Source organism: Pseudomonas sp. NPDC098740, from assembly GCF_044760065.1.
GTDB lineage: Bacteria > Pseudomonadota > Gammaproteobacteria > Pseudomonadales > Pseudomonadaceae > Aquipseudomonas > Aquipseudomonas rossensis.
Genome location: NZ_JBIWAM010000016.1, coordinates 75603 through 90446, shown reverse-complemented (window position 1 = coordinate 90446; position 14844 = coordinate 75603). Strand labels below are relative to the sequence as shown.

The window sequence follows — 14844 nt, the reverse complement described above, 5'->3', positions numbered from 1 at the left end:
TCAGTCCGACGCCTGGCCGCGCAACTGGCCATCACCGACCACGATGTACTTCTCGCAGGTCAGACCTTCGAGGCCCACCGGGCCGCGGGCGTGCAGCTTATCAGTAGAAATGCCAATCTCGGCACCCAATCCGTATTCGAAGCCATCGGCGAAGCACGTCGGGGTGTTGATCATTACCGACGATGAGTCGACTTCCGCGACGAAACGCCGGGTGTCAGCAAGGTTTTCGCTGACAATCGAATCGGTGTGATGGGAGCCGTACTTATTAATGTGTTCGATGGCCTGGTCCAGCCCGTCGACCACACGGATCGAGAGAATCGGTGCCAGGTATTCGGTGTTCCAGTCTTCTTCGCTAGCGGCAACAGCCTCGATGATCGCCCGGGTGCGTTCGCAACCGCGCAGCTCGACGCCTTTTTCGCGGAACTGTGCAGCCATCGATGGCAGGAAATCCTTGGCGACCGCCTGGTCCACCAGCAGGGTTTCCATGGCACCGCAGATACCATAGCGGTAAGTCTTGGCGTTGAACGCGATGCGCTGGGCTTTCGGCAGGTCGGCATGAGCACTGACGTAAACGTGACAGATGCCGTCCAGATGCTTGATAACCGGCACGCGGGCGTCACGGCTAACGCGTTCGATCAGGCCACGGCCGCCACGGGGCACGATAACGTCGACGTATTCTGGCATGGTGATCAGCGCGCCAACGGCGGCGCGATCAGTGGTTTCGACCACTTGCACCACGGCGGCAGGCAAATCGGCTTCGGCCAGACCGCGCTGGATGCAGGCGGCAATGGCACGATTGGAATGAATCGCCTCGGAGCCGCCACGCAGGATGGTCGCGTTGCCGGACTTCAGGCACAGGCTGGCGGCATCGATGGTCACGTTCGGCCGGGATTCGTAGATGATCCCGATCACGCCCAACGGCACGCGCATCTTGCCGACCTGAATGCCCGACGGCCGAAAGCTCATGTCGCGGATCGCGCCGACCGGGTCCGGCAGAGCCGCCACCTGACGCAAACCGACGATCATGCCGTCGATGCGTTCCGGGGTCAGCGCCAGACGCTCAAGCAATGCCGGTTCAAGACCATTGGCACGGCCAGCGGCCAAATCCAGTTCATTGGCAGCCGTCAGCTCGGCGCGTGCAGCGTCCAACGCATTGGCAGCAGCCTGCAAGGCGCGGTTTTTCTGCGCGGTGCTGGCACGGCCGATGACGCGAGAAGCTTCGCGGGCAGCGCGACCCAGGCGGGTCATGTAGTCAAGAACGGACTCAGTCATGGTCTGGAGTGGTCTTTGCTAAGGTCTTGGTAAAGAGTAAAGCGGCAGATTATAGCTGTCGCGTCCCGGGACTAACAGCGGTGACGGGCGGATGGTCGAAATGGAGGGCGATTTGCCGACGTTCAGCCGTGATTAAGCTGCAAATTGTTATCATCACGACTCAATCAGCCCTGATAAACGCCGTTCATCATGACCAACCTGACTGTTCCCACGTCCGCGACAAGCCCGCCCAAGGGGCTCGCGGATGCATTTTTCGACAGAGACGCCCAAACGCTGGCCCGGGATTTACTCGGCAAAGTCATCCGTCACCGGGTCGGCGACCTGTGGCTCAGCGCCCGGATTATCGAGACCGAAGCCTATTACTTCGAAGAAAAAGGCAGTCACGCCTCCCTCGGCTACACAGAAAAACGTAAGGCTTTGTTTCTGGATGGCGGCCACATCTATATGTACTACGCCCGTGGCGGCGATTCCCTGAACTTCAGCGCCAAAGGTCCCGGCAATGCGGTGTTGATTAAATCCGGTTATCCATGGGTCGATGAACTGAGCGGGCCGGCGAGCCTGGCGCAGATGCTGCTGAACAATCCCGACGCCCAGGGTCGCCCTCGCCCCTCGCAAAAGCTTTGCGCTGGACAGACGTTGCTCTGCAAGGCTCTGGGCCTGAAGGTGCCTGTCTGGGACGCCAAGCGCTTCGATCATGAAATACTGCTGGTGGAAGATGCCGGCCCAGCGCCTGTTCACATCATACAAACCACGCGTTTGGGCATTCCCCACGGCCGCGATGAGCATTTGATGTACCGTTTCGTCGATGCGGCTTACGCGCCGTATTGCACGCGCAACCCCATGCGACGGGGGCAGGTCGAAGGTCGCGATTATTTTTTGCTGTGAACACAATCCCCTGTAGGAGCTGCCGTAGGCTGCGATCTTTTGCCCTTAAAGGATAAAGATCAAAAGATCGCAGCCTTCGGCAGCTCCTACGCCGGGGTCAATTCATAAAATGGAGTTGTTTTTATGGGCCCATGGCTCGATAGCGTGACCGGTTGGTTGACGGTCAATCCGCAGTGGTTGGCCGCGGCAGTGTTCATAGTGGCTTGTGTGGAATGCCTGGCGATTGCCGGGCTGATCGTGCCCGGCACAGTGTTGCTGTTTGCGGTGGCGGTGCTGGCCGGCAGTGGCGCGTTGTCATTGGGTGAAACGCTGCTACTGGGTTTCCTCGGCGGCGTGCTGGGCGACATCGTTTCGTACTTTTTAGGGCGACATTTCCACCAGAACATCCGGCGCCTGCCAGGGTTGCGCCATCATCCGGAATGGATCGCCGGGGCCGAGGCATATTTCCAGCGTTACGGCATCGCCAGCCTGTTGGTCGGGCGTTTCATCGGTCCGCTGCGGCCGATGTTGCCGATGGTCGCGGGGATGTTCGACATGCCCTTCCCGCGCTTCGCCGCCGTCAGCCTGCTGGCCGCCGCTGGCTGGACCGTTGCCTATCTGCTGCCCGGCTGGGCCACGGGGGCGGCGATTCGCTTGCCGTTGCCGGATGGCTTCTGGCCTGAGGCCGGCGTCGTCGCCGGTAGCATCGCCCTCATGGTGGGCTTGAGCATCACCAGCAGCATACGCCGTCATCGCAAAGCGACGATGCTGATTACTGGAATGAGCTTCCTGATTTTGGCCGGACTGTTTATCGGCTATCCGCACCTGACCGCCCTCGATCAGGGCGTGATGACCCTGGTGCAGGAACACCGCAGCCCGCTGCTCGATGAAGTGGCGGTGACGTTCACGCTGATCGGCGAGTTCCGCAACATGCTGTTGTTCAGCGCCCTGCTGACGGGTTTGCTGTTGCTCACCCGGCAATGGCGCCAGGCGATTTTCGCCGGTAGCACCCTGCTGTGCACCGCGCTGGGCAACACCGTGACCAAACACTTTTTCGCCCGCGTACGCCCGGAAGTGTTGAGCGATCCTCTGACCAGCTACAGCATGCCCAGCGGCCACGCCTCGGGCTCTTTTGCGCTGTTTCTGACGCTGGCCGTGCTGGCCGGCCGCGGACAACCGCCGCGCATGCGCCTGACCTGGCTGCTATTGGGTTGCTTGCCCGCGCTGGCGATTGCCCTGTCGCGGGTGTACCTGGGCGCGCACTGGCCAACGGATGTGCTGGCCGGCGCCATGCTGGCAGCGTGCGTGTGTGCCGCGAGTTTGTGGCTGAATCAGCGCCCGGCGCCGCTAAACGCCATGCCACCCAAGGTCTGGTGGCTGGTGCTTCCGGCGCTGGTGGCGCTGTTCGGGTTCTTTGCGTTGCGGCACTTACCGCATGCGATGTTGCGGTATGCCTATTAGCAAAAGCAAAAGATCGCAGCCTTCGGCAGCTCCTACAGGATGTACACCGAACCCCAGTAGGAGCTGCCGAAGGCTGCGATCTTTTAGCGGGCGTCAGGCGAACAATTCGCCTTGCAACTCATCCAGCAGCGCCTGAATTGCATCCAGTCGCTGCTGCGGATCATCGAGTTGCAGCAGGTCGATCTTGTCCACTTCGGCAAACGGCAACAGGTACGCCAACTGATTGGCCAGCGATTGTTGCCCGCTCGCTTCAGTGCCCATGTTCAGCGCCTCGACCATCGGGTGTTCGGCCAACGCTTTAAGCAGCGCAACCAGGTCGGCATCCTCATCCTGCAACGGTTGCTCAGGCTCGTCCTCCAGCCACTCGACCTCGGCGACGGTCAGCTGATCGCGCTGAATCTCGGTGCGCAACACGTGGAAACGCCGTCCACCCTGCACCCGAATGCCCAGCAAGCCATTGTCCTGCTGTTTGAAATCGGTGATCAGCGCCTCGCATCCGACCAGCGCGTAGCCCGCCGGGGCGATGCCGACTTCTTCGCCGTCGAGGATGCACACCACGCCGAAGCCGCCGCCCTGTTTCATGCAGCGACTGATCATGTCCAGGTAGCGCGCCTCGAAGATCTGCAAATCGAGGATGCAACCCGGAAACAACACCGTATTCAGCGGAAAAAGCGGCAAGCTCATAGACATTTCCTTACACCACCATCGACACCGCCAACGGCAGGAAAACTGCCGTGGCCACGCCCATCAGACTCATCGCCAGCGCCGCGAAGGCGCCGCACTCATCATTTTCCTGCATCGCCACCGCCGTGCCGACCGCGTGAGCGGTCATGCCCAGCGCCATGCCGCGCGCCTCAGGGCTGTGCACACCCAGCCTGGTCAAAAGACTCGGCCCGAAGATCGCCCCGATGACCCCGGTAATCAACACGAACACTGCCGCCAGCGCCGCGACGCCACCGATCTGCTCTGCCACCAGCATGGCAATCGGCGACGTCACCGACTTCGGCGCCATGGTCATCAGGATCATGTGTTCGGCACCAAACGACCAGCCCAGCAATACACCCATGCCGGTAGCAACGACGCCACCTATCACCAGCGTAGTAAATATCGGCCAGAACAACTGCCGAATACGTCGCAGATTGAGGTACAGCGGCACTGCCAGCGCCACGGTCGCAGGCCCGAGCAGGATGCTGAGGATCTCGGTGCTCTTACGGTACTCGGCATAGGTCAGGCCGCAACCCACCAATACGCCAATCACCAGCAGCATTGAGACCAGCACCGGCTGCAGAAAGATCCAGCGGGTTTTCTCGAACGCCGCCAGCACCAGCTGATAAGCCCCCAGCGTAATACCGATACCGAACAACGGATGATGAATCACCGACGCCCAGGCGCCGTGCCAGTCGAGGATCATTGGCCGTCCTCACGATGAGCGTGACGCTTGACCATGCGCTGCATCAGCACGCCAGCGAAAGCCAGGGACAGCAACAGTGACAACACCAGCGCACCGACGATGGCCCAGAAATCCGCGGCAATGTCTTTGGCGTAGACCATCACACCCACGGCGGGCGGCACCAGCAACAACGGCAAGTAACGCAACAGACTGCTGGCCGCGAGGTTCAGCGGTTCGCCGACCTGGCCACGGCTGATCAGGAACACCAGCAGCAACAGCAGGCCGACAATCGGCCCCGGCAGCACCGGTAAAAACAAGTGGTTGATGGCTGTGCCCAGCAATTGGAACAGCACCAGCCAGGTCAGGCCACGTAACAACATTCGTCATCTCCCGCCAATATCATCCCGCACAAGCGGGCCGAGCATTATAAGCACGCCAACGCTATAGACCGGCATTCGCCAAAATCATGGTCAGTTGACCGGAGCCATTTGCCATGTTGATCTAAAGTGGTAATCCGGGAGGTCAAATCCCCCCACCTCAAAACTATAAAACCGATGAACCCAAGGAGAGTCTCAATGCCCTATGTTCCAGTTGCAGAGCTCAAAGATTATGTCGGCAAGGAACTCGGACGTTCCGAATGGCTCACCATCGATCAGGAGCGCATCAACCTGTTCGCCGAAGCCACAGGGGACTATCAGTTCATCCACGTCGACCCGGTCAAAGCCGCGCAAACGCCATTTGGCAGCACCATTGCACACGGTTTCCTGTCGCTGTCGCTGATCCCCAAACTGATGGAAGACATCCTGATCCTCCCTGAAGGGGCGAAGATGGTGGTCAACTACGGCTTGGATACCGTGCGTTTCATCCAGCCAGTGAAGGTCAATTCCAGGGTACGACTCAAGGTCGATATGAACGAAGTCACCGAGAAAAAACCGGGCCAATGGCTGCTCAAGGCCACCGCCACGCTTGAGATCGAAGGCTCGGACAAACCGGCCTACATCGCCGAGCCACTGTCTCTCTGCTTCGTGTAACCCATCCCGGAAGCGAAGCAGCTCACGCTGTTTCGCGCCCTCTCCTGTTTCCTGGCTATATAAGGTCAAAGAGCTGCGGCATACTCGGTCGCCTAATTGCCCGGATCCCGCTATGCGCCCACTTGCACTCCTCGCTCTGACCCTATTGCTCACCGCTTGCGGCGACGGCGAATCGCTGTTGCCCCCCGACGCCCGGTTGCCGGACGGCGGACGCTATCGCGGTGAACTGGTCAACGGATTGCTGCAAGGCCAGGGCCGTATCGATTACCCGAACGGCAGCTGGTACGCCGGCGATTTCGACAAGGGCCAATGGCATGGCCAGGGCGAATGGCACGGCAGTAACGGCGAAGTCTATCGCGGGGGATTCAATCTAGGGCTGTTCGACGGCAAGGGCTCACTGACCACCAGCGGCAGCAGCTTCACCGGCAGTTTCAAAGCCGGTCGACGGGACGGCGAAGGCACCCTCAAAGAAAACGGTATGACCTACCGCGGTGAATTCAAGGCCGATCAATATTCAGGGCTCGGTCGTCTCGAACTCGAAGACGGCAGCTCCTATCAGGGCCAGTTCGCCCACGGCAAACCCAACGGCGAAGGCCAGCGGGGCGACGCCAGCGGCAATCAGTTCACCGGGCATTTCGTTGACGGTCAGCTCGAAGGCAACGGGACTTTCAACAGCGCCGATGGCGATATCTATGTCGGCGGCTTCAAGAACAACCAACTGCACGGCAAGGGCCGCTACGAGAACGCCGACGGTGATGTCTGGCTCGGTCAATTCAAGGAAGGGTCGCTGAACGGCAAGGGCGAGTTGATCGGCGCCGACGGCAGCCATTACATCGGCCAGTTCAGTGACTGGCGCTTCACCGGCCAAGGTCGATTGAACCTGTCCGACGGCAGCTTCTACATTGGTCAATTCGACGGTGACAGTTACTCGGGGCACGGCACCCTGGTGCTGACTGACGGCACGGTGCAAAACGGTACGTGGGTCAATGGCCAGCGTGTTCGCGATGCCGGTGGCAAGCTGCTGCCCGATAGCCTGGAACTCGGTTTGCTGGCCCAGGGTCGTTTGCTCGACGATGCACTGTCCAACGTGCCGGCTTCGACCCCGACAGTCGAGTTGTACACCTTGACCCTGGGCGGTGACGGCAAGCAAAGCGTGTTCCTGCGCGAATCCGATTACGTCAGCAACATGCTCAGCAGCCGCTTTGGTGCGTTTGGCCAGATCCGCCTGGTGAACCATCGCGACCACCTCGTCGACCGGCCGATGGCCACCCGGGAAAACCTGCGCCGCGCCGCCGCCGCCCTGGCCGAACGCAGTGGTCCGGAAGACTTGATCTTCATCTACATGACCAGTCACGGCACCAGCGAACACGAACTGGTGCTCGACCAGCCGCGCATGGAACTGTCCGATCTGCCGGCCGACGAACTCGCCGCAGTTCTCTCTCCGCTGAAAAACCGCGACAAGATCATCGTGATTTCGTCCTGCTACTCCGGTGGCTTCATTCCCGCGCTCAAGGATGAACGCACCCTGATCATGACCGCCTCGCGCGCTGACCGAGTGTCCTTCGGCTGCTCGGAGGAAGCCAACTTCACCTACTTCGGCGATGCGCTGTTCGCCCAGGCACTGAACCAGACTGACGATCTGGAGCAAGCCTTCAAATTGGCCAGGGCCACCGTCGCCGAACGTGAACTGGCGGACAGCTTCGAAGCCTCTGAACCGCAGATCTGGGCGCCGAAAACCGTTCTCTCTCACTGGCAGCTGTTACGCAAACAGCAGGCACGAAAAGCACTACAAAGTGTCTCTATCAGCAACAAGGATGCAAAGAGCAACTAAGCTGAATAGTATCAAGGGGGAAACACTATGTACTTGACGCCTCAGCACGTATTGCTTGCCGGAGCTACCGGTTTGACCGGTGAACATCTTCTTGACCGTCTGCTCAATGAGCCCACGATCTCACGGGTATTGGCGCCCTCACGCCGGCCATTGGCCGAGCATCCCCATCTGGAAAACCCGGTCGGTGACCCTGCGGTGTTTCTGCCGCAATTGAATGGTCGCGTCGATATCGCCTACTGCTGCCTGGGCACCACAATCAAGAAAGCCGGCTCGGAACAGGCGTTTCGCGCGGTGGACCTGGACCTGGTGGTGGCGTTCGCCAAACGTGCACGGGAGATGGGTGCACGGCACCTGATCGTGATCAGTGCCTTGGGGGCCGATCGCAGGTCCCCTATTTTCTACAACCGGGTCAAAGGCGAGATGGAATATGCATTGCGCGCACAGGACTGGCCGCAACTGACCATTTGCCGACCTTCGTTGCTGCTGGGCGAGCGACTCGAACCGCGCATGGCCGAACAATTCGTCGGGCCTTTGTCCCGTTTGATCCCCGGCAAATACCGCGGCATCGAAGCCTGCCAACTGGCCCGCGCCATGTGGCGACTGGCGCTGGAAGAGCAGGATGGGGTGCGGGTGGTTGAGTCGGATGAGTTGCGCAAGTTAGGCAAATAAGATCAAAAGATCGCAGCCTTCGGCAGCTCCTACAGTGGAATGTGTACTCCTGTAGGAGCTGCCGAAGGCTGCGATCTTTTGCTTTTTACAATCCGCCCGTAGCCTGAAAACTTACCCCGATCACTGTGAGCACCGACAGCGGCAACAGCAGCGTGTCGAGCAACGCACTGGCCGGCAGGTCGACGCCGGGGTAGCTCGGGGCTTCGGCGCCGAAGCGGTCCATGGCGCAGCAGCCGCCATTCATGGCATACAAATCCAGACGCGTCCCCGAATACACCACTGGCGCCCCTGGCTTGGCGGCATCAAGCGTTCGCGCCGTGGCGCAGCCAGCCAATTGCAGCGCCAGCACAATCGCCAGCAGCTTATTCATCGCTGGTCAGATGGTGTTCGCCCCAGCGCGGCAGCATGTCCTGGGGAATGTTCAGTAGATTGAGAATTCGCGCCACGACAAAATCGATCAAATCGTCGATGGTTTGCGGCTGATGATAAAAACCGGGCGACGCCGGCAAAATCGTCACGCCCATGTTCGACAACTTGAGCATGTTCTCCAGATGGATGCTCGAATACGGCGCCTCCCGCGGCACCAGAATCAGCTGACGGCGCTCCTTCAACGTCACATCCGCGGCACGCTCGATCAGGTTGTTGCAGGCCCCCGTCGCAATAGCCGACAAGGTGCCCGTGGAACACGGCACCACCACCATCGCTGCCGGCGCGCCGGAGCCCGAGGCCACTGGCGACATCCAGTCTTCCTTGCCATACACCCGAATCTGCCCGGCGGCAGCGCCGGTGTATTCAGTGAGGAAGGCCTGCATCATCTGGGTTTTCGGCGGCAACGTAACGTCAGTCTCGGTGGCCATCACCAGTTGCGCAGCCTTGGAAATCATGAAGTGCACCTCGCGGTCTTCACGAATCAGGCAGTCAAGCAGGCGCAAACCATATTGGGCGCCCGAAGCGCCCGTCATCGCCAGCGTGATGCGTTCCGGGCCGTTGTTCATTGCAGCGCCTCGGCGAGTTTGCCGTGCAGGCCGCCGAAGCCGCCGTTGCTCATGATCACCACGTGAGTGCCGGGCTGGGCCTGGCTCTTCACGCGCTCGATGATGCCTTCCAGCGAATCGCTGACGATCGACGGCACCGTGCACAACGCAGCAGTAGCCCCCAGATCCCAACCGAGGTTGGCCGGCGCGTACCAGATCACTTGATCGGCATCGACCACGCTTTCCGGCAAGCCATCGCGGTGAGCACCGAGCTTCATGGAGTTGGAGCGCGGCTCGATGATCGCAATCAACGGTGCATCGCCGATGCGCTTGCGCAGACCGTCGAGGGTCGTCGCAATAGCCGTCGGATGGTGAGCGAAGTCGTCATAGATGGTAATGCCACGAACCTCCGCGACTTTCTCCATCCGGCGCTTGACGCTTTTGAATGCGCTCAGCGCAGCGATGCCCATGGACGGCACAACACCGACGTGACGGGCCGCAGCCAACGTGGCCAAGGCGTTGGCGACGTTGTGTTGGCCGGTCATGTCCCACTCGACCACGCCTTGGGCAACACCTTCGAACATCACTTCAAATTTCGAGCCGTCTTCGCTGAGCAGTTTGACCTGCCACTGACCGCCGGCGCCGGTGGTCTGCACCGGGGTCCAGCAGCCCATCTCGATCACACGCTGCAACGCAGGCTCGGTGGTCGGGTGGATCACCAGGCCTTCGCTCGGGATGGTCCGCACCAAATGGTGGAATTGCCGCTCGATGGCTGGCAGATCGGGGAAGATGTCGGCGTGATCGTATTCCAGGTTGTTCAGGATCGCCGTACGCGGGCGGTAGTGAACGAACTTGGAGCGCTTGTCGAAGAACGCGCTGTCGTACTCGTCGGCTTCGATCACGAAGAATGGGGTGTCACCCAGACGAGCGGACACCGAGAAGTTTTGCGGCACGCCGCCGATCAGGAAACCCGGGCTCATGCCCGCGTGTTCCAGCACCCAGGCGAGCATGCTGCTGGTGGTGGTTTTGCCGTGGGTACCGGCGACGGCCAGCACCCAGCGACCTTGCAGCACGTGATCCGCCAGCCATTGCGGGCCGGAGACGTACGGCAGGCCTTTGTTCAGCACGTATTCGACAGCCGGGTTGCCGCGGGACATGGCATTGCCGATCACTACCAGATCCGGTGCCGGATCGAGCTGCGCCGGGTCGTAGCCTTGGGTCAACTCAATGCCCTGAGCCTCCAGCTGAGTGCTCATCGGCGGATAGACGTTGGCATCGGAGCCCGTCACGTGATGACCCAGCTCTTTGGCCAGAACCGCCATCGAACCCATGAAAGTGCCGCAGATACCAAGAATGTGAATGTGCATTAGTCGACCTCGTAAAACATGGCCGCAGGTTAGCTTAGGGTGGGAAAATTCGCACTCTGTCTTTAATGATCGTCTCCACGCTGATCGTTCCCACTCTGGGCGGGAGCGATCAACGGCTTACCGCTCAATCCCATGTTTACGCAGCTTTCTATAAAGGGTGTTACGACTGACACCCAACTGTTCCGCTGTATGAGTCATATGCCAACGTGTCTGCTCCAGCGCATTCAGCAACGCCAAGCGCTCGGCATCGTCTAGCGGATGCTCGGACGCTTCCTCAACCGTCACTGCAACCACCGGCCGGATCTGACGAATCATCACCGGCAAATCCTCCAGCCCGATCCGCCCACCGTCGCACAACGCCGCTAACGTGCGCAGCACATTGCGCAACTGCCGCACGTTCCCTGGCCAGGCAAAGGCCAGCAACGCCTGGCGTGCCGGACCGTCAATCAATACGGTTTCCCCACCCGCCTCTTCGGCCAGCAAAAAGTCGAGCAGTTGGGATTTATCACTGCGATCACGCAATGCCGGCAGTGCAACTTCCAGCCCGTTGAGCCGGTAATACAAATCCTCGCGGAAGCTGCCGTCCTGCACCCGCTCCAGCAGATTGCGGTGAGTGGCGCTGATGATCCTTACGTTGACCGACTCCGGCTCGCCGCCGATCGGCACTACCTGACGATCCTCCAGCACCCTTAATAGCCGGGTCTGCAAAGCCAGGGGCATGTCGCCGATTTCATCGAGGAACAAAGTCCCGCCATCGGCCTGCTGCAACTTGCCACGCATGCCTTCCTTTCGCGCACCGGTAAAGCTGCCGCCGCGATAGCCAAACAGTTCGCTCTCGATCAGGCTTTCGGGGATGGCGGCGCAGTTGAGGGCGACGAAGGCTTTTTCTGCTCGCTGGCTGGCCTGGTGGACGGCTTTGGCAAACGCTTCTTTGCCGGATCCGGTTTCGCCGTTGATCAGTAGCGGTACGTCCCGCTCAAACACGCGTAAGGATTTACGGAAATCTTCCTGCAACCCCGTGTCACCCAGACAAATGCCCGATAGGCGCGAAGGTTCGGCGATCACCGCACTTGGCACCACCGGCACCGGAATGCTGCGTGGCTGCCCGCGCAACACCGCAAACAGGCTCCGCCCGTCGCGCGTGCGCAACGGCCAACTGGCGCTGGCATTGACACTGGCGCGGCCGAGCAATTCATCCAGCGAACAATCGAAAAACGCCTCCACCGGTTTGCCCAGCAACCCACCGCGAATATGCCCCAACAGGTTCAGCGCACTCTGGTTGACAGCGCTGATCCGCCCTTCTCCGTCAAACGCCAGTAACCCTTCGCTGAACAACCCGACGGATTCGGCCTGAAGATGAAAACGCAGCAACCACTGATTGTCGAAGTAGCGCAGGAAATAGCAGCTCTCGATCATCTTCGCCGAAAGATTGACCAGGGCCATGGTGTGGAATTGGCTCTGACGCGAGACCTCGTGACGCGCCGAGGACACGTCGAGCACCGCCAGCAGTTCGCCATGCGGGTCGAACACCGGGCTCGCCGAACAGGTCAGGCCGGTGTGACGGCCGCGAAAATGCTCGTCCTGATGGATGGTCAGGGACTGACGCTCCACCAGACAGGTGCCGATACCGTTGGTGCCTTCGCAGGCCTCGCTCCAGTCAGCACCAAGCCAGAGGCCGGCTCGCTCGAAAATCTTCCGCTCGGCAGGCGCGGTGACGCAATTGAGGATCACGCCGCGGGCGTCGGTCAGCAGGACCGCATGGCCGGCACCGGAGAGTTGCTGATGAAGGCTGGTCATTTCGCTGCCGGCGATGTGCAGCACCTGCTGCAAGCGCTCGCGGCTTTCCAGGACGCGACCATGTTCCAGCACCGTCGGCGCCATGGTCAGGGCCGGGTCGAGGTGATAATCCTCAAGACAACGCAGCCAGGAGCGGGCAATCGACGGATCGCTGCCGGGACCGCGCAGGTGGGATTTCCCCTGAGTGACGGTCAGGACCTGCTGGGCATGGCGACTCAAATGGTTGTCGTGCATTTCTTATTGTTCTCCCCGAAAGGTGTACACGGCCCTGTAGGAGCTGCCGAAGGCTGCGATCTTTTGACTTTGATGGTTCGAGATCAAAAGATCGCAGCCTTCGGCAGCTCCTACGGTCCATCACAGGCACCGAGCATCCTCCAGCCATCCATGCTTTGCAATGCTGGCGAGACCGCCCGGTCACAGGTTGCGCCAGAAGCGGTACAAAGTGTCACCAGGGCTGTACCGAAAGCGTCACAGGCAGCGTCCGTCGGTCCGGCAAAAACCGCGTAAGGCCTTGATTTGCCTGACCTGCAAGGCAGTGGCCCGACCTTTGCTCTACGCTTATAGCAAGCGCACATGCGCTCTCCCTTATAAGCACAAAAGCCAAGGAGAAATCACCATGCGTTACGCTCACCCCGGTACTGAAGGCGCTATCGTTTCGTTCAAGAGCAAATACGGTAACTACATCGGCGGCGAGTTCGTCGCGCCTGTTAAAGGTCAGTACTTCACCAATACCTCGCCAGTGAATGGCCAGCCGATTGCCGAATTCCCGCGCTCCACGGCCGAAGACATCGAAAAGGCCCTGGACGCTGCCCACGCGGCCGCCGATGCCTGGGGCGCCACGTCCGCCCAGGCTCGCTCGCTGGTGCTGCTGAAAATCGCCGACCGCATCGAACAGAACCTCGAAGTCCTGGCAATCACCGAATCCTGGGACAACGGCAAAGCCGTGCGTGAAACCCTCAACGCCGACATCCCGCTGGCGGCCGACCATTTCCGTTACTTCGCCGGTTGCATCCGCGCCCAGGAAGGCAGCGCTGCCGAGATCGATGGCAACACCGTGGCCTATCACATCCATGAACCGCTGGGCGTGGTCGGGCAGATCATCCCGTGGAACTTCCCGATCCTGATGGCCGCCTGGAAACTCGCCCCGGCCCTGGCCGCCGGTAACTGCGTGGTGCTCAAGCCTGCCGAGCAAACGCCACTGGGCATCACCGTGCTGATGGAGCTGATCGGCGACCTGCTACCGCCGGGCGTGCTGAACGTCGTGCAAGGCTTCGGCAAAGAAGCCGGCGAAGCGCTGGCCACCAGTAAACGCATCGCCAAGATCGCCTTCACCGGCTCGACCCCGGTCGGCTCGCACATCATGAAATGCGCTGCCGAAAACATCATTCCGTCCACCGTGGAGCTGGGTGGCAAGTCGCCGAACATCTTCTTCGCCGACATCATGCAAGCCGAAGAAACCTTCATCGAAAAAGCCGCCGAAGGCCTGGTGCTGGCGTTCTTCAACCAGGGCGAAGTCTGCACCTGCCCGTCCCGTGCATTGGTGCAAGAGTCGATCTACGACGACTTCATGAAAGTCGTGATGAAAAAAGTGCTGTCGATCAAACGTGGCGACCCGCTGGACACCGACACCATGGTCGGCGCCCAGGCGTCCGAGCAGCAATTCGACAAAATCCTTTCGTACCTGGAAATCGCCAAGGGCGAAGGCGCCGAGCTGTTGACCGGCGGCAAGGTGGAAAAACTCGAGGGCAACCTGGCGACCGGGTATTACATCCAGCCGACGCTGCTCAAGGGCACCAATAAAATGCGTGTGTTCCAGGAAGAAATCTTTGGCCCGGTGGTGAGCATCACTACCTTCAAGGACGAAGCCGAAGCCCTGGCCATCGCCAACGACACCGAGTTCGGCCTAGGTGCCGGCCTCTGGACCCGCGACATCAACCGCGCCTATCGCATGGGCCGCGCCATCAAGGCCGGCCGTGTGTGGACCAACTGCTACCACCTGTACCCGGCGCACGCCGCGTTCGGCGGTTACAAAAAATCCGGCGTCGGTCGTGAAACCCACAAAATGATGCTCGATCACTATCAGCAGACCAAAAACCTGCTGGTGAGCTACGACATCAATCCGTTGGGCTTCTTCTAAAGCGTCTGTCGCAGGCAAGCCACTCTCCTTGTGGGAGTGAGCTTGCTTGCA

General features: G+C 60.4%; 14 protein-coding genes. 6 read left to right on the top strand and 8 right to left on the bottom strand.

The features are described 5' to 3' along the window. On the bottom strand, positions 1-1272 hold the full coding sequence (locus ACIQU2_RS20055) for a glutamate-5-semialdehyde dehydrogenase (RefSeq protein WP_403143529.1): 1272 nt from the start codon (positions 1270-1272) through the stop codon (positions 1-3). A 189-nt stretch (positions 1273-1461) separates the two neighbouring features. Here ACIQU2_RS20055 and ACIQU2_RS20050 point away from each other — a divergent pair, with 189 nt between their 5' ends. Together ACIQU2_RS20050 and ACIQU2_RS20045 are read left to right on the top strand one after the other, a co-directional pair. Next, positions 1462-2157 (top strand): DNA-3-methyladenine glycosylase, encoded by a 696-nt coding sequence (locus ACIQU2_RS20050; RefSeq protein ID WP_403143528.1) that lies wholly within the window; start codon positions 1462-1464, stop codon positions 2155-2157. Between the two features lie 123 nt (positions 2158-2280). Continuing rightward, positions 2281-3597 (top strand): bifunctional DedA family/phosphatase PAP2 family protein, encoded by a 1317-nt coding sequence (locus tag ACIQU2_RS20045; protein WP_347803405.1) that lies wholly within the window; start codon positions 2281-2283, stop codon positions 3595-3597. 93 nt (positions 3598-3690) lie between these two features. Here the strand turns inward: ACIQU2_RS20045 and ACIQU2_RS20040 are convergent, their stop codons facing one another. The 3 genes from ACIQU2_RS20040 to ACIQU2_RS20030 are packed head-to-tail and all read right to left on the bottom strand — an operon-like array spanning position 3691 to position 5367. Beyond that, positions 3691-4281 carry an LON peptidase substrate-binding domain-containing protein gene (locus ACIQU2_RS20040; protein WP_347803406.1) on the bottom strand — a complete coding sequence of 197 codons (591 nt, stop codon included), beginning with the start codon at positions 4279-4281 and terminating at the stop codon, positions 3691-3693. Positions 4282-4291: 10 nt separating this feature from the next. After that, positions 4292-5008, bottom strand: a complete 717-nt coding sequence (locus ACIQU2_RS20035) for an LrgB family protein (RefSeq protein WP_403143525.1) — start codon at positions 5006-5008, stop codon at positions 4292-4294. After that, positions 5005-5367 carry a CidA/LrgA family protein gene (locus tag ACIQU2_RS20030; RefSeq protein ID WP_129440876.1) on the bottom strand — a complete coding sequence of 121 codons (363 nt, stop codon included), beginning with the start codon at positions 5365-5367 and terminating at the stop codon, positions 5005-5007. Before ACIQU2_RS20030 ends, ACIQU2_RS20035 begins: the two co-directional genes overlap by 4 nt. Positions 5368-5562: 195 nt before the next feature. On the opposite strand from ACIQU2_RS20030, the gene ACIQU2_RS20025 reads away from it, so the two are divergent. From ACIQU2_RS20025 to ACIQU2_RS20015, 3 genes are all read left to right on the top strand, one after another. Then, positions 5563-6018, top strand: a complete 456-nt coding sequence (locus tag ACIQU2_RS20025; protein ID WP_008152797.1) for a MaoC family dehydratase — start codon at positions 5563-5565, stop codon at positions 6016-6018. Between the two features lie 112 nt (positions 6019-6130). Beyond that, positions 6131-7849 (top strand): C13 family peptidase, encoded by a 1719-nt coding sequence (locus ACIQU2_RS20020; RefSeq protein WP_403143524.1) that lies wholly within the window; start codon positions 6131-6133, stop codon positions 7847-7849. A gap of 27 nt (positions 7850-7876) precedes the next feature. Further along, positions 7877-8518: an oxidoreductase gene (locus tag ACIQU2_RS20015; protein ID WP_403143522.1), complete on the top strand. Its 642-nt coding sequence runs from the start codon at positions 7877-7879 to the stop codon at positions 8516-8518. An 85-nt stretch (positions 8519-8603) separates the two neighbouring features. On the opposite strand, the gene ACIQU2_RS20010 is transcribed toward ACIQU2_RS20015, so the two are convergent. The 4 genes from ACIQU2_RS20010 to ACIQU2_RS19995 form a co-directional block, all read right to left on the bottom strand. Then, positions 8604-8888: a YceK/YidQ family lipoprotein gene (locus ACIQU2_RS20010; RefSeq protein ID WP_046055560.1), complete on the bottom strand. Its 285-nt coding sequence runs from the start codon at positions 8886-8888 to the stop codon at positions 8604-8606. Then, positions 8881-9513, bottom strand: a complete 633-nt coding sequence (gene ubiX / locus ACIQU2_RS20005) for a flavin prenyltransferase UbiX (protein WP_046048695.1) — start codon at positions 9511-9513, stop codon at positions 8881-8883. The genes ACIQU2_RS20010 and ubiX overlap by 8 nt, the downstream gene beginning before the upstream one ends. Then, on the bottom strand, positions 9510-10859 hold the full coding sequence (gene mpl / locus ACIQU2_RS20000) for a UDP-N-acetylmuramate:L-alanyl-gamma-D-glutamyl-meso-diaminopimelate ligase (RefSeq protein ID WP_046055562.1): 1350 nt from the start codon (positions 10857-10859) through the stop codon (positions 9510-9512). Before mpl ends, ubiX begins: the two co-directional genes overlap by 4 nt. A 117-nt stretch (positions 10860-10976) precedes the next feature. Beyond that, complete coding sequence (locus tag ACIQU2_RS19995; protein WP_403143520.1) at positions 10977-12890, bottom strand: sigma-54-dependent Fis family transcriptional regulator; 1914 nt, start codon at positions 12888-12890, stop codon at positions 10977-10979. Positions 12891-13272: 382 nt separating this feature from the next. On the opposite strand from ACIQU2_RS19995, the gene ACIQU2_RS19990 reads away from it, so the two are divergent. Then, positions 13273-14793 (top strand): aldehyde dehydrogenase family protein, encoded by a 1521-nt coding sequence (locus tag ACIQU2_RS19990; RefSeq protein ID WP_033054129.1) that lies wholly within the window; start codon positions 13273-13275, stop codon positions 14791-14793. Positions 14794-14844: the final 51 nt, after the last annotated feature.

What these genes read in the sequence shown, in the direction of transcription:
- ACIQU2_RS20055 (WP_403143529.1), bottom strand. Translation starts at nt 1,272, where the DNA reads ATGACTGAGTCCGTTCTTGACTACATGACCCGCCTGGGTCGCGCTGCC.
- ACIQU2_RS20050 (WP_403143528.1), top strand. Translation starts at nt 1,462, where the DNA reads ATGACCAACCTGACTGTTCCCACGTCCGCGACAAGCCCGCCCAAGGGG.
- ACIQU2_RS20045 (WP_347803405.1), top strand. Translation starts at nt 2,281, where the DNA reads ATGGGCCCATGGCTCGATAGCGTGACCGGTTGGTTGACGGTCAATCCG.
- ACIQU2_RS20040 (WP_347803406.1), bottom strand. Translation starts at nt 4,281, where the DNA reads ATGAGCTTGCCGCTTTTTCCGCTGAATACGGTGTTGTTTCCGGGTTGC.
- ACIQU2_RS20035 (WP_403143525.1), bottom strand. Translation starts at nt 5,008, where the DNA reads ATGATCCTCGACTGGCACGGCGCCTGGGCGTCGGTGATTCATCATCCG.
- ACIQU2_RS20030 (WP_129440876.1), bottom strand. Translation starts at nt 5,367, where the DNA reads ATGTTGTTACGTGGCCTGACCTGGCTGGTGCTGTTCCAATTGCTGGGC.
- ACIQU2_RS20025 (WP_008152797.1), top strand. Translation starts at nt 5,563, where the DNA reads ATGCCCTATGTTCCAGTTGCAGAGCTCAAAGATTATGTCGGCAAGGAA.
- ACIQU2_RS20020 (WP_403143524.1), top strand. Translation starts at nt 6,131, where the DNA reads ATGCGCCCACTTGCACTCCTCGCTCTGACCCTATTGCTCACCGCTTGC.
- ACIQU2_RS20015 (WP_403143522.1), top strand. Translation starts at nt 7,877, where the DNA reads ATGTACTTGACGCCTCAGCACGTATTGCTTGCCGGAGCTACCGGTTTG.
- ACIQU2_RS20010 (WP_046055560.1), bottom strand. Translation starts at nt 8,888, where the DNA reads ATGAATAAGCTGCTGGCGATTGTGCTGGCGCTGCAATTGGCTGGCTGC.
- ubiX (WP_046048695.1), bottom strand. Translation starts at nt 9,513, where the DNA reads ATGAACAACGGCCCGGAACGCATCACGCTGGCGATGACGGGCGCTTCG.
- mpl (WP_046055562.1), bottom strand. Translation starts at nt 10,859, where the DNA reads ATGCACATTCACATTCTTGGTATCTGCGGCACTTTCATGGGTTCGATG.
- ACIQU2_RS19995 (WP_403143520.1), bottom strand. Translation starts at nt 12,890, where the DNA reads ATGCACGACAACCATTTGAGTCGCCATGCCCAGCAGGTCCTGACCGTC.
- ACIQU2_RS19990 (WP_033054129.1), top strand. Translation starts at nt 13,273, where the DNA reads ATGCGTTACGCTCACCCCGGTACTGAAGGCGCTATCGTTTCGTTCAAG.